Raw genomic sequence first — 15,278 nt, 5'->3', positions numbered from 1 at the left:
ATTTATAGGGCTCTTACATCAATGGCTTGATAACTCATTAGGATTTCCACTAAATTCCGTCAAACAAACCACCAGCTATGAAAAATAAAATCCTTTTACCCCTTTTGGCTTTGGGTGCTGCTTGTACCTCTGAACCTTCCGGGGAAAATATGACAGAAGAACGACACTTTGTAGACGTTGCTGCCGTCGATAGCACCATTCGTCCAGGCGACAACTTCTTTATGCGTGTCAACGGGACTTGGTATGACACTGTCAAAATTGCTGACGATCAGGTAGGAGTGGGGTCTTACTCTTTTTTGAATATTCCTCAAAAACAGCTTTTGGAAAATATTTTGGAAGAGGTTTCGGCATCTCCAGAGCATCCAAAAGGCTCTATTGAGCAAAAAGTAGGGGATTTTTATGCCTCTGGAATGGATACTATGGCCATCAATGCCCGTGGATATTCACCTGTTCAGCCTGTTTTGGATCAAATTGATGCTATTCAAAGCATTCCTGATCTTGAAGCATTCCTAGCTTCGGAAATCAAGACATCCAATCAGTCATTGATAGGAATGAGAATCTCTCCTGATGATGAAAATAGTACCATCAACATCATCCACCTAAGTCAGAATGGCTTGGGATTGCCGGATAGAGATTATTACTTCAAAACTGATTCGTCCACTGTAGGAATCCAGAAAGCCTATCAAACTTACCTGACTACTCTATTTGAATTGACTGGAAGTCCTGCAGCAGATGCAGAAAAAGCAGCCACTACGGTTTATGGAATTGAAAAGGATTTGGCTGAATCTCACAAAACCAGGATTGAAAGACGGGTTGTAAAAGAGAACTATCACAAAGTAGCAGTTGCCGATTTGGATAAAGAACATTCCCAAATCAACTGGTCTTCAATCTTTGAAAATGTAGGCTTAAAGGCTGATTCTTTGGATATCCGTCAACCGGCTTATTATAAAAAGCTCGATCAAATGCTGGCTGCAGTTCCTCTAGAAGATTGGAAAACATATCTGAAAGCTCAAACACTTTCTTCCTATGCCAATTTCCTAAGCTCTCCTTTTGAAAAGGCCTCTTTTGAATACACCAAAGTAGTTTCCGGTCAATCCAAGCAACTAACCAGAGCTCAGGAAATGGTTCAGCAAGTGGATAGACAAATCGGCTTCGATTTAGGTCAGCTCTATGTAAAGCGTTATTTCAATGAAGATGCAAAACAAAGAGTATTGGATTTGGTCAATAATCTTCAAAAGTCCTTTGAAAACCGAATCAATGAGCTGGATTGGATGAGTGACAGCACCAAGACTCAAGCCAAGGAAAAGCTGTATTCCATCACCAAAAAGATTGGATATCCAGACAAATGGAGAGAATATAAGGTAACGATAGACCGTGATAGCTACTTTGAAAATGTAGTAGAATTGAGAAAAGATGCCGCCAAATATCAATTGGATAAATTTGGTAAGGCTCCAGACAAAACAGAATGGGGAACGACACCTAGCACCGTGACAGCCTATTACAACCCTTCTTTAAATGAAATTGTCTTCCCAGCCGGAATCTTACAATATCCTTATTTTGACCAAAATGCGGATGATGCAATCAACTATGGAGGTATCGGAATGGTAATAGGTCATGAATTGACTCATGCTTTTGATGATCAGGGAGCACAATTTGACAAAGATGGAAATCTCAAAAACTGGTGGACAGCTGAGGATTATGAGAAATTCAAAGCCAAAACTCAACAGTTGATCGAGAGATATGATACATTCACCGTTTTGGATTCGGTTCATGTAAAAGGAGCCATGACCATCGGAGAAAACACAGCTGACAATGGTGGAATTTACATTGCCTATGATGCTTTCAAAATGACGGATCAAGGAAAAGGTAATACCCCGATTGACGGATATACTCCAGACCAACGATTCTGTTATTCTATTGCTCGAATCTGGAGAGTGAAGACACGGGATGAGTTTATGAGAACCTATGTAAATACCAATTCTCATTCACCGGCAATGTGGAGAGTAAATGGCCCACTGATGAATTTTGAGCCATTCTACAGCGCCTACGACCTCCAGCCAACAGATAAGAATTACAAACCGGAATCAGAAAGAATCAAAATCTGGTAAATATTATGGGGAATCAGAATGAAACTATTCTGATTCCCTTTTTTCTTGATAAAACCTGAGGGTAATTGAGCTAGAAATCAGGAATTATAAACCATTTCTTCATTCCAGGTAGGAAGGAAAAATCTAAAAGTAGCTCCCTGATTGGGCTTACTGATGATATCTATAGTTGATTCGTGAAGCTCTATGATTTTTTTGACGATGGCTAATCCCAATCCAGCACCTGCGTTCTTCGGATAATTTCCTCCTTTTCTAAACCTTTCAAATATGAAAGATTGCTGATCCTCAGGTATACCAGGTCCGGTATCCTTGATTCCAATAAATACCTGCTGATTATCTGAGTCTAAAAAAATGGTGACTTTCCCATTTTCAGGGGTAAACTTCATTGCATTATCCATCAGGTTTTGGAGAATCCTTTCGATCAGACTAATGTCCCCAAATACGAGGGGTAATCCTTTTTGAGCATTGAGCTCAATAGTGATATTCTTTTCTTTGGCCAAAGTTTGATAATTCAAATACACATCACTTGCCAATTCTGAAATTTGAAAAGGCTCTTTGACAGGATGGATTTGTTTGGCTTCAAGTTTAGAATATTCGAAAAGCTGCTGAATCAAACCATTCAGTTTTACACCACTTTTTTGAATGATTTTGAGATATTCATTCCGTTGTTGTTCAGACATACTGGCACTTTTTATCTGAAGTGTTTCAATGTATCCCTGCATGATAGCCAAAGGAGTCCTAAGATCATGGGAAACATTGGAAACGAGTTCACGGCGAAGGGACTCAACAGATTTCAATTTCTCAATATTATCCACCAGTGTATCTGCCATATTGTTGAAAGTCAATGCGAGTGACGACAAATCTGAATCTGATGCATTTTCTATCCTGGCAGTCATATCACCTTCTCTGAATCTTTCTACGGTCCGAATTACTTCCCTGAGGTTTTTGGTAAGATACCAGATTACCAAAGTTCCCAAAAGAGCAGTGAAAAGTAGAGTTGCCAGAGATGCAAAAAAGCCTAATCTCAAAAAGTATGAACCGATTAATCCAGATGTGATTTTTTCAAATTCCTGACTTGCCAGGACCACATAGATATAGCCTTCATTTCCATCAATATCAAATTTTGCTGCCGAAAAAATTTTCTTCTGTAAAGGTTCTAAAGGATCATCACCCAAAATGAACTGATTACCTCCAGATTGAATAAATTCCTCAATAGGGGCAATTGCTACATGGGGAATGGCTTTCTCCGGACGCTCGTGATCCAAGACAACAGAATATCTTACGGAACCATCCAATCCCAAAAGGTAAACTTCAATTCCTCGATTGACAGCCATCATATCATGCATGATATCTCCAAAAAGAGGCTTATTGATTTCTCCATCTGCCAAAAACGGGGAAGCATTCTGGAATTTTTCTTCTATCAAATGTGAAGCGACATTGGCATTGAGCCTTTGGGAAGATTCCTCAAAATATTTGGTAGTGAAATAATAGGTCAAAAAGATATAACCGATCCCCATCACCAAAATCAAAAGAAGGAAGGTCAGGATAATCTTTTTGACAAGTTGATTGGATAGAGTTTTGTTCATTTTTCCTGAATTTCTTCATTAAACTTATAGCCAACTCCCCAGGAAGTAAGAATATAGGTGGGATTGCTCATGTCGGGTTCTATTTTAGCTCTGAGCCGGTTAATATGTGAATTAACCGTATGTTCATAGCCTGCAAAATCATAGCCCCAGATTAAATTCAATAATTGGGACCGCGTATAGCTTCTACCTGGATTGGAAGCCATAATGACAAGCAAATCAAATTCTTTGGGTGATAATTCGACTTTTTGCTTTTCTCTAATTAGAACTTTCCTTTTTTCAATATCTATGGATAATCCTCTAAACAAGAACTGATTTTGCTTTTGTCCGGCATCTTGCATTTCCGAAAATCCCGTTCTTCGGAAAATCGCCTTGACACGGGCCAAAAACTCACGAACAGAAAATGGTTTTACCATGTAATCATCTGCTCCGACTTCCAATCCCAAAACCTTGTCTATTTCTTCAGATCTTGCAGTAAGCATTAGGATCGGAGTAAAAATGTCTTTTGCCCTCAGCTTCTGACAAATTTCAATCCCGTCCATTCCTGGAAGCATCAGATCCAAAATTATCAGATCAAATGATTCAGCCCGGGCTCTTTTATATCCTTCGTCTCCGCTACTTTCTTTGGTTATCTCACAACCAACATCTGAGAGGTGGATTTCGAGCAGTTGGCAAATTTCAGCGTCATCTTCTATGATGAGTACCTTTTTGTAATCCATGATTCAATATAAGGTAGAAAGTATCACAAAAGAATCACGAATTGTTAAAATTCTGAGGACAAACAGAGGTGTTTTCATGAAGAAATTGATTAATTCCTAGACCTCAAAATATAAAAAAACGGTCTTTTTAGTAATTCTGGAAGGTTTTTTAAATGAATAGTGGGTTGTGATAAAAAGTTTAAGCTTGTGTGACAGCTTTGAGATACCTCATCTCCAATTTTGAATCATTACAAAACACAATAGCTATGAAAACAAACAATTCTTTATTCACGCTTTTTTTTGCAATGATTCTATTTGTCAGTTGTAAGGAAGATGAACCAAGCCCAATTACCGATTTGACTTTGAATGTGAATTTTTCAGGACTGGAAGATTTAGGAAGTGACTTCGTTTATGAAGGTTGGATATTAGTCAATGGAAGTCCTGTGTCCACAGGTACTTTTAGAGTTGACCCTGAAGGCAAAGCCACACCAAGTAGTTTTCTGGTTTCAAAAGCAGATTTGGAAGAAGCAAGTATGTTCGTTTTATCTATTGAGCCTGCAAATGATAGTGATCCCGGGCCTGCTGCCACCAAAATTCTTGCGGGAGAATTTTCCAATAATTCAGCTTCTTTGAGTTCGGGGCTGATTGGTGATTTTTCGAATGCAGCAGGTTCTTTCTTTTTGAGAACACCAACAGACGAAACTTCAGGAAACAATGGAAATGATCAAAACGGAGTTTGGTTTGGTCTACCTGGAGCTCCACCTTTACCGGATTTTGTGCTTCCTGAATTACCTGAGGGTTGGGCCTATGAAGGTTGGGTAGTGGGAGATAATGGACCTCTTACTACCGGTACATTCACCGAATTCAATATGATGGATGAAGCGGCTCCATTCAGTGGGCCCAATCCAGGACCGCCAGTTCCGGGTGAAGACTTTTTCCTAAATGCACCTTCCGGAGAAACGTTCCCATTGGATATTAGAGGAAGAACAGTAGTCATTTCTGTAGAGCCAGTTCCGGATAATTCTCCGGGTCCATTTTCAATCAAGCCATTAGTTGGTACCGCTGGACAAGAAACTGCACCCACGACTTATTCCTTAGGAAAAAACCTAGGTTCATTACCAACAGGTACTGTTTCTTTTTGAGAAAAAATAAATTAGAAAGTTTAAAAGAATGCCATTTTCAGTTGATTGAAAATGGCATTCTTTTTTAATCTGAATTAAAATGAAGATACAAACTATCTTAATCTTCATTGAATCTTTTCATCAACTGATAGGTAAACTGGATCATTTCCTTGTAATTCTCTTTGGAGATTTTCTCATCAATCCCATGAAAACGAGTCATCCCCTCAGGACTGATTCGAATCGGGTAAAATCGGTAAACACCTTCAGAAATACCGTAGAAATAACGTGCATCTGTACCACCGGCAATCAAACCAGGCATTACAACGGAATTAGGGAAAACAGACCGAATAGTCTTTTCTAGTTTCTTAAATGCATCCAATTCAATGCTTGAAGAAGGAGAGGGGTTTGTCAAAAATCCAACTGGTTCTACACGAACCTTTTCATTGATCGTACTTTGGATATGCTCCTGAACCGATTCAATCGTTTCTCCAGGAAGAATTCTAAAATTAATCGTCGCCTCTGCAACAGTTGGAATCACATTGTTTTTAAAACCTCCATCAATAATCGTTGGAGCAGTAGAAGTATGGGAGTTTAAAGCTTCCAAAATAGGTCCTTTCAAAAGCCAAGGATTGGCAAAAGCCATCTTTTGAAGGAAGGGTAATTCCGGACCCAAATATTCCAATTGATATTCAACAGGCTCCACCAATCGATATGGCAATTGATTGTTTTCCAGATCAACGATTGCTTGAGCGAGCATTCCTATCGTGTTTTCCTTAGGAGGAGAGGAACTATGTCCACCTTGGGTCTCCACAATTAACCGAAAAGAAGCAAAACCCTTTTCAGCTACATTGATCATGGATACCGGCTTGTCCACTCCAGGAATCATTCCTTCAGCAATCATTCCTCCTTCATCTAAAGTAAAGGCTGCCTCAACTCCCTTCTTTTCCAAATATTCAGCAATTTTGGATGCCCCTTTGGGACCACCGACTTCCTCATCATGACCAAAAGCAAAATAGATGGTCTGCTTTGGAACAAACCCTTCACCAATCAACATCTCGGCACTTTCCAACAAAGCAATTAGTGAACTTTTATCGTCCAGAGTTCCACGACCAATAATATGATCAGCAGTGATTCTTCCCTCAAATGGAGGCGCTTCCCATTGTCCCAACGTCGGTTCATCCACCGGAACCACATCCTGATGAGACATCAAAATGATGGGCTTTTGGTTGGAGTCAGAACCTTTCCAAGTATACAAAAGGCTATACTCATTGATTTTGGTAAGTTCCATAGTTTGGTGAACCTTTGGAAAGGTAGCTTCCAAAAACCGGTGAAAACCATTAAAAATGGCTGAATCTGGTGGTGTATCCTCATTGAAGGAAATCGTAGGAAACTGGATGGCTCCAGAAAGGTGAACGAAAGCAGAATCTGAAATAGCAATGGGGTCAATCGGATCTGGTTCGACCTGCTTGGAGGATACTCTAAATGTATTGAAGAGTAGAATTGCTACTAGAATAACTATTAAGCCGAGAAGGCCTAAAAGTAGTTTTCCAATGATTTTCATAATGCTGGTTGGATGGTTTTGGTGATATTAAGCGAATATAGAAAAAGAGGGCTTGATTAAAGCTCCAAAACTCAATTTGGAGACACTATTATTAAAATTAGGGTCATTTTTTTTATCTATTCTTTAACTGTGGTAAAAAATTGGAGCACAATTAGGTTATTTGATATTTATCAAGATGTTCCATTTTCACGACAAGAGGATAAAAACCAAGCTATTTTCTGATAACCTCTATTAATTAAATAGAATATATTTTCGGTAAAATTCCTCTGAAAGAATTTCCCTATATTCCTTTTTAAACTTCAAACCTTATGAATAAAAGCCACCTGATTATAGTCTTGATTTTTACTTTGTCATTTTCAGCATTTTCTCAAGATGACCCACATTTTCAAACCGAGTTTTCTAAGGAAGAATTTGCCAAAAGGAGAAATACCGTTTTTGATCAAATTGGAAATAATGCAATCGCAGTAATCCAAGGAGCTAGCGGAATTCCGGGTTTTTCGGTTTTTAGGCAATCCAATAGCTTCTTTTATCTCACAGGAGTAGAAACAGCCAGAGCGTATTTAATGCTCAACGGAAGAAGTAAAAGGGCCATTTTATACCTTCCTCATCGGGATGAAGGAATGGAAAGGAACCAAGGGAAAGTCCTTTCAGCCGAGGATGCAGATTTAGTAAAGGAACTGACTGGAATTGATCAGGTGAAGGGCATTGAGTTTTTGGCAAATGATCTGGTTGGAGCAGGATTGATCAAACCGCCAGGGCCTGTACTGTTTACCGAATTTAGCCCTGCAGAAATTGGAAATGATAGCAGAGATGAGATCCTTTTTGGGCAAGCTAGAAATGCATCTGACCCATGGGATGGAAATCCCACTCGAGAAGCATTGTTTATTGAAAAATTGCATGACAGATATCCTCAATATGATATCAAGGACCTGACTCCGATTTTGGATGAAATGAGGTTAATCAAAAGCGAAGAGGAGATTAAAGTCATTAAAAAAGCTACTCATATCGCTGGTTTGGCAATAATTGAGGCAATGCGATCGACCAATCCAGGTGTCTATGAATATCAATTGGATGCGGCTGCCAAGTATATTTTTTACCTATACGGATCGCAAGGAGATGGCTATCCATCCATCATCGGAGGAGGAACCAATGCCTATATGGGCCATTATTTTCATAAAACAGATCAGTTGAAAGATGGTGACTTGGTCTTGATGGATTATGCTCCGGATTATGAGTTTTATACCAGTGATGTCACCAGAATCTGGCCTGTAAATGGAAAGTTTGATGCTGAACAAGCTGAGCTATACAATTTCATTGTGGCCTACCGAGATGCTTTATTTCGATACATCAAGCCTGGAGTAACAGCTGATTATGTTTTGGATAATGCAGCCTCGGATATGAAAGTCTATTTAGAGGATAAAACTTTTGTTAAGGAAAGTCATTTAAAGGCCGTTCAGGATGGGTTGAAGTTCAGAGGGCATTTTCAGCATCCAGTTGGAATGGCAGTTCATGATGTGGGAAGAGTTCGTGGAAGACCTTTGGAAGCAGGAATGGTATTTACCATAGATCCAATGATTTGGCTGCATGAGGAGCGCCTATACATCCGTATTGAGGATGTCGCTTTGGTTACTGAAAATGGAGTAGAAAATCTTAGCAGTTTTGTACCCTCCAAATTGGAAGATGTGGAAGCTATCATTCAAGAAAAAGGACTGATTGAATTCAGACCAGAAATCGATCTTTCTAATTTAAAATAGAGCCATGCTAGTTTATATATTCCCCCAAAAATTCCTGAAGAATTTCCTGATACTTGTGCTTGGCTTCGTATCCTCAGCCAGTTTTGCCTGGACAGATTCCTATCCTAAAAATCCCAAGGTTGATGTCCTGAATTATCAATTCAAGATTGAGCTCTCCGATGACACAGATGTCATCAAATGCGAAGTTTTGGTGGATGTAAAATATTTGGGCGAAGGTGTCGAAAACCTTCGTCTGGATCTTGTAAAGGCTTCTGAAGCTTTGGAAAACAAGGGAATGATCATTTCATCCATTCAATCTGATGGAGTTGATTTATATTATATCCATGAAGGCGATGAATTGCAAATCAAGCTTCCATCCAGGTCACAAACCAATGAAGAAAAGCAATACAAAATCGTTTATTCAGGTATTCCTGCCTCTGGCCTAAAGATCGCCGAAAACAAGTATGGGGATAGAACCTTTTTCAGTGACAATTGGCCGGACAAAGGAAGAAATTGGTTGGCTATTGTAGATCATCCTTATGATAAGGCAACCAGTGAATTTATAGTAACAGCGCCATCACACTATCAAGTGGTTTCCAATGGTCTAAAAATCGAAGAAACAGACTTGGGCGATGGAAATCGAATCACTCATTGGAAACAATCTGTTCCCATAGCATCTTGGCTTTATGTCTTGGGAGTGGCTCGATTTGCAATGCAGGAAGTAGATCAATTTGATCATAAGTCTATCCAAACATGGGTTTATTATCAGGATCGGGAAAAGGGCTTTTATGATTTCGCTGTCCCAACTAAGCAGGTTTTGGAGTATTATAGCGATTACATCGGTCCATTTTCCTACGAGAAACTAGCCAATATTCAATCCAATAGTGTCAGTGGTGGGATGGAAGCAGCATCAGCCATTTTGTATAGCGAAAGTTCCGTGGTGGGAGATCGGAATACCCGCTGGAGAAATGTAATCATCCATGAGATCGCTCACCAATGGTTTGGGAATTCGGTAACCGAATATGACTGGGATGATGTTTGGTTGAGTGAGGGATTTGCGACCTATTTCACCTTGCTTTTTCGGGAACATGCATACGGAAGAGATGACTTTTTGGAAGGTTTGGCCAATAGCAAAAGGACCGTTGACTCTTTTCATGAGAAAAATCCAGAATATCGAATAGTGCATGACAATCTCAGCGATATGAGTAAAGTGGTGAGTTCACATACCTATCAAAAGGGGAGTTGGATACTCCATATGCTGAGAGGAGTGGTAGGAACCGAAAACTTTTGGAAGGGAATCCGGGCCTATTATGCCAAATATCAAAATAAAAATGCCACGACTGATGATTTCCGATTTGAGATGGAAAAAGCATCTGGACAGGATTTAAAGTGGTTTTTTGAGCAATGGTTGTACAAACCAGGAACCTTGAAATTGGAAGGAATTTGGACCTATGATCCTGCACTTAAATTGGTTAAAATCGATTTGGATCAGGTTCAAAATGATGGAAGTCAATTTCGAATGCCTATCCAAGTTGCTATAAAGACAAAGGATAAAATTGAGGAAAAGTTAATCTTGATAGATAGTAAAGAGAATCAATTTGGGATTCAAGTAGATGAAGAACCAGAAGAAATCATCCTTGACCCGAAGACTTGGGTTTTGATGGATTGGAAATTGGAGAAAGGAAATTAAGGAGGAAAGACCAGGAGCAAAGGGAAATATATCTCGGCACCAGAAAAGCCCTGAAAGGGTGAAAGATTCTAAATCTAATAAGAATTGGCTTTGGGATAAAAACTAAGTAATTAACACCTCCTCGGCAATAATTTTATTCCTAAAAATTGGTTTAGAGGGCCGAGGAAAGGGTTTTCTTGCCAGTACCCCGAGTTTCACTCGGGGTTACCTATCTTTTGCCCCTTTGGGGCATTATCTCGCCGAAGGCATATCTCGCTGAACGAAGGGAAGCATATCTCGGCGAAGCCGTATCTTAATTAATAAAAAAGATAGCACTTCGTGCAGATAACCTAAGATAGCTTTCGCAGATAATAATTGTCAATCTAAAAATCTTATTTCTCCCATCCCAATACTTACATCCCTATCTCGTAGGAGATGATTATAAACTATCCCATTTTCAAAGTCCAAAATCTGGCTAACACCAATTCCATTAGCTTCTCCCCAGGTGATAAATAGCTTCTGAGAATCAATCCACTCGGCTTTGTAAGTTTCGAATTCTTTAGCACCGGTTTCATCCCCGGCAACAGCCTCCCAATGCATTTCTGAATCTGAGTCAAAAGTAACGTGATAGATGCTTTCACCATATTGATATTCCAGTGTTTTCCCTATATAAGTCACTGATTCCGAATCAGAACAGCCAGCAAGAATGATTGAAGCAAGAACCAAAAGTGAAGCAAAGTATTTCATATCAAAGGTTTCCATTTTGTAAAAATTCCAATAAATCTGCCATCTCTTGAGAGCTCATGCTGTTTTCCAGACCTTCCATCATCAGGGAAGATCCCAAAGATCGGAAGGATTCAACTTCTGATTTTGGAATAATCACTGATTCGCCTCCCATCTTTTTAATGGTGATTTCATCATCACTTTCATGAGCGATGATTCCCATATGAATCGTCCCATCCTTGGTTTCCAAGCGATGATTGATGTATTCGGGATCTGCAGCGGCATTTGGATCCAAAATATCATGCATGAGGGTTTCCTTGCTTTTTCTGCCTATTTCTGTCAAAGCAGGCCCCACCTCATTTCCAATCGATTCATATTGATGGCAATTGGCACAAATACGTTCAAAAACAACTTTTCCAGCTTCCAGATTTCCAGTCAAGTCCAAAGCTGGTTTCATCTGATCAATGGCTTCCTGTCGATTGCTTACCCCAGAATCAGAGAACAGCAACTCAGCTCTTCTTTTGGTTTCCTCATTATCAGTCCACCAAAGCAATTCTCTACGGCGTTCCAAATCAAAGTTCATCTCACCGATATTGATAGTTCCATCTTCCAAACCCGTCAACAAAGCATCATGATGAATTGCATTATATAGTAAAAGATCACTGGCATATCTCCGCGTTTGAGGACTTAGATCATTCCAGATTTCCACCAATTTGTATCCAATGGCAGGTTCCTTTAATGCTGCTAACTGTTCCAAAGATTTCTCCTGGATTTTTAACGGTTGGGATTGGTTCAAACCTGTAAACAGCACCTCCGATTTTTCCGAGTAGGGGAGCAACTTGATGAGTTCCAACTGCTCTAATCGCACAGAATCAGCCAGATCATCATCCATTACCGTTAGCAAGGCATTTCTGCTGTATTCCAGGAATTCAGCAGATGGAGCAAGTTTTAATTGGTTTCTCGTCACAGCCAATTCTGAAATAATCCCTGCATTTCCTGATTTCTCCAAAGCCTGAATTGCAGATAGCAAAGCAGGAGAGGAGCTTTTCAATTGCGCATTAAAAGAATGAATCAAACCTTGTTTTTGGGCTAAAGGAATTGGAGAATCCACCAAAGCGGCAAAAGCCTGATCAGCATCTTTTTGATCACCGGATGCATGGGCCAAAGAAGCTAAAAACTCAAATGAATAGCTTTTCACATCAGATGACTTCAATAAACCGGCAATCAGTTCTGCCGAAGCATCATGAGTAGCCAAAGTCAAAGCAGTAATCACCCAAAGGTCTGTCGCCTGAATCCCTACACTTTGAATTTGATTCAAAATTAGATCTTTATCTTTTTCAAAATCAGCAGGAGAGAGGACAGAAAGTGCCAATCCAGCCTGCATAGCCACTCTTTGATTGGAATCAGCTACGAAAATTACAATCTTTTGAATCAATTCCTGATTTCCATCTAATCTAGTTTCAGCGATCTTTAAGGCTGTTTCTCGGATGACTGGAGATGCACTTTCCAAAGCTTTCAGAATATCAGAATCATGAATATTCCCTGAATTAGCCAAAATCCACAATGCATGGATTTCGGCCATTTCATTGGAAGAACTGAGCAATTCTCTCAAGGAGGTAATCATAGATTCAGTCAGCTCACTTTCCAAAAGAATTCGCTGAGCAGTCATCCGAACCCATTGATTGGGACTTGACAAAGATTCAAGCAAGCCCTCGGCACTTTGAAATTGCTTTAGGTTAAAACGGTCTTTATTTCCTTCTTTCCGGATTTGATAGATTCTTCCCTGATCTTTTCCGGCTTCCAGATCCAAAGTCTTTTCTATCTCATCGGGAATCCATTCGGGATGCTCGATGACTTTTCGGTACATATCCACCACATACATTGCCCCATCTGGCCCAACAGACATATTCACGGGACGAAAAGACCGGTCTGTGCTTGCCAGAAACTCCCGTTTCTCAGCATCCCGAGAAGCCTCAAAGGAAGCTCCATTTGCCGAAATATGATCCACATGAATCAGATTCAGGACCACATCAGCCACCCAAACGGTATGATCATAATTTTCACCCAAAGCACCACCTCCATAATGTGTAATCCCACAAGAACCTGAGAAAAAGCCAGACTGCTCGGGGTGATTCACCCGTGATTCCTGTTCTCCGATCGGATAAATACGCGATAAACCTTTCTCATCGTGATCAGACACATTTTCCAATAAGTATTCTTGATACAGCTGCTTTCCCTGAACATAGCGATCCGGGATCACCAAATGGAAAATATGAATCAGATTATGGGTTTCAAAGACTCTTCCCAGCTCATCCACACCCAATCCAAAACCACCTGAAGATTCTCCCAGTCTTTCCAGCGTTTTCGTTTCCAGATTAAATCGAAAATCCTGACCTCTTAGATCCATCTGACTTGTGGGATCTCCCCACCAATAGGGCGCACCATCATTTCCGCCATTGGCTGCATAAATCCAATTATCCAGCCCAAGAGTCAAACCATTGTAATTATGCTGGAGATTTCCGGTGGAAAATCCTCCCATCAAGGTATCTACCTGCTCCGGGATATAGTTTTGATCTTCATCGCGGACAAACAATAAATAGGGGGGAGCAGCCACTAAAAGCCCCTTTTGATAGGGTAAAAAAGAACTGGCCAACTGGAGATTTTCAACAAATATCTGAGACTCATCATAAATCCCATTTCCATCCAAATCCTTGAGCAACTTGATCTTACTTTGCTGATCCTCAAAAGGATATCCCGGCATTTCTAAGACCAAAGCATTTCCCAACTCATCAAATTCCAAATCCACCGGATCCTGAATCAAGGGTTCCGCAGCCACTCGAGTCAATTCAAATCCCGGTTCAATCTGAAATCCCTCTGGAATCTCAGAAGGCCGAGAACAGGAAAAAACGCAAAAAACTGAAAACAAAAGGATTAGAGGAAGGATTCGAATCGGCATAGGAAAAGATAAGCATTCTTTACCTTATAAGTACTTGGGAATGGGGGAGATGGGCTAGTTAAAAGCTTATTCTGCTTTATAAATATTAAAATAGGCCAAATCAGAAACCAAGGTGCGTGAACGAAGTTTCAACAATTTAATTTTATACTTATTGGAGTTTTGTTCAAAGGGTACCGACTCACCTACGTTCAATGTCTTAGATAAAATCCTTTTACCCTGACTATCTTTAATATATATATCGCATTTTTCAGTATCCATGTGAATTTTTGATGGATATAGCCTATAATTATTATCATCAAAAGGCAAATACCTTTGTTCTTTCAACACAAACCATTCATTAATCAACGTATAGGAGGTAGGCTTCATCATCATGGCTTCAGTTGCTCTAGGATTATTAGGGTTGGTTTCTGTTACCGCTGGGTTTGAAGAATTGGTTTCCGTAACCCTTTGGTTCTCGGCAATAGCTTCAACACCAAAATCCCTAGCATCCAATGGGAGTACAGGTCTTCTCCCTTCATTACCATCAGCATCTTCTTCTTTTCCACCTTCTTCTGCAACTTCATGATTGTCGAAAATTTCTTCTTTATCAGCTTGGTTAATCTCGGCTTCACCTCGTCCCATAACATCCAAAGCTTTTATTACTAATGGGCTAAATGCGCCAATCAAAGCAGCAATAGCCAAAATTCGGTTACTGAATTTATCCTTAGTTTCAGTCATTTTTAAAAATATTTTTATTAAAAAACTATAAATAATATCATGATTTCTATTTTAAAATCCCAACAAAATTTAATTTAATAGACTATATTTCAATTATTTAAAATGTTTTTTTTCAAAATCCAATTAGGCCTAAACGCATTGAGATATTAATATTTGGAACCAGCTGACCATTGATACGGAATATTGAATTCTAAAGCGTTTAGGCCGGCGGCCTGCCTGATCCGCTACCTCAAATAACCTCTAACTATTCCTAGGATTCGTAAAAGACTCGTGATTTGCTTTAACATAAAATCCTTACCGTTATTGATCTGAAGTTCAATAACTGATTTTATATTAATCAGCAAGCTGATCGCAAATAACTAGAAACGTTACATAATTTATATTATGTTAACTAGAATATTTCAAACCTTCC

General features: G+C 39.6%; 10 protein-coding genes. 4 read left to right on the top strand and 6 right to left on the bottom strand.

Annotation, left to right across the window (positions count from 1 at the left end):
- The first annotated feature begins 77 nt into the window (after window positions 1–77).
- Entirely contained in the window at window positions 78–2,108 is a 2,031-nt protein-coding gene (locus tag BUF13_RS02620) for a M13 family metallopeptidase (protein WP_073570181.1), read from the top strand.
- Window positions 2,109–2,185: 77 nt separating this feature from the next.
- Here BUF13_RS02620 and BUF13_RS02615 read toward each other — a convergent pair whose 3' ends face one another.
- Entirely contained in the window at window positions 2,186–3,691 is a 1,506-nt protein-coding gene (locus tag BUF13_RS02615) for a HAMP domain-containing sensor histidine kinase (protein ID WP_073570180.1), read from the bottom strand.
- Window positions 3,688–4,407 carry a response regulator transcription factor gene (locus BUF13_RS02610; protein WP_073570179.1) on the bottom strand — a complete coding sequence of 240 codons (720 nt, stop codon included), beginning with the start codon at window positions 4,405–4,407 and terminating at the stop codon, window positions 3,688–3,690. The genes BUF13_RS02615 and BUF13_RS02610 overlap by 4 nt, the downstream gene beginning before the upstream one ends.
- A 245-nt stretch (window positions 4,408–4,652) precedes the next feature.
- On the opposite strand from BUF13_RS02610, the gene BUF13_RS02605 reads away from it, so the two are divergent.
- Window positions 4,653–5,528 carry an anti-sigma factor gene (locus tag BUF13_RS02605; RefSeq protein ID WP_073570178.1) on the top strand — a complete coding sequence of 292 codons (876 nt, stop codon included), beginning with the start codon at window positions 4,653–4,655 and terminating at the stop codon, window positions 5,526–5,528.
- A 97-nt stretch (window positions 5,529–5,625) separates the two neighbouring features.
- Here BUF13_RS02605 and BUF13_RS02600 read toward each other — a convergent pair whose 3' ends face one another.
- Complete coding sequence (locus BUF13_RS02600) at window positions 5,626–7,068, bottom strand: M20 family peptidase (protein ID WP_073570177.1); 1,443 nt, start codon at window positions 7,066–7,068, stop codon at window positions 5,626–5,628.
- Between the two features lie 308 nt (window positions 7,069–7,376).
- On the opposite strand from BUF13_RS02600, the gene BUF13_RS02595 reads away from it, so the two are divergent.
- Both BUF13_RS02595 and BUF13_RS02590 read left to right on the top strand, forming a co-directional pair.
- A complete protein-coding gene (locus BUF13_RS02595; protein WP_073570176.1) occupies window positions 7,377–8,822 on the top strand; it encodes an aminopeptidase P family protein in 1,446 nt (481 codons plus the stop codon).
- Between the two features lie 4 nt (window positions 8,823–8,826).
- Window positions 8,827–10,491, top strand: a complete 1,665-nt coding sequence (locus BUF13_RS02590) for a M1 family metallopeptidase (protein ID WP_083586347.1) — start codon at window positions 8,827–8,829, stop codon at window positions 10,489–10,491.
- Between the two features lie 357 nt (window positions 10,492–10,848).
- On the opposite strand, the gene BUF13_RS02585 is transcribed toward BUF13_RS02590, so the two are convergent.
- The 3 genes from BUF13_RS02585 to BUF13_RS02575 form a co-directional block, all read right to left on the bottom strand.
- Entirely contained in the window at window positions 10,849–11,217 is a 369-nt protein-coding gene (locus BUF13_RS02585; protein ID WP_134204310.1) for a MoaF-related domain-containing protein, read from the bottom strand.
- A 1-nt stretch (window position 11,218) separates the two neighbouring features.
- Complete coding sequence (locus tag BUF13_RS02580) at window positions 11,219–14,149, bottom strand: PVC-type heme-binding CxxCH protein (RefSeq protein WP_073570174.1); 2,931 nt, start codon at window positions 14,147–14,149, stop codon at window positions 11,219–11,221.
- Between the two features lie 66 nt (window positions 14,150–14,215).
- The gene (locus BUF13_RS02575; RefSeq protein WP_073570173.1) at window positions 14,216–14,866 is read right to left on the bottom strand and encodes a hypothetical protein; all 651 of its coding nucleotides are present in this window, start codon (window positions 14,864–14,866) and stop codon (window positions 14,216–14,218) included.
- Window positions 14,867–15,278 lie beyond the last annotated feature (412 nt).

This window comes from Algoriphagus zhangzhouensis, assembly GCF_900148515.1.
Taxonomy (GTDB): domain Bacteria; phylum Bacteroidota; class Bacteroidia; order Cytophagales; family Cyclobacteriaceae; genus Algoriphagus; species Algoriphagus zhangzhouensis.
This window is presented reverse-complemented; position numbering and strand designations above follow the sequence as displayed.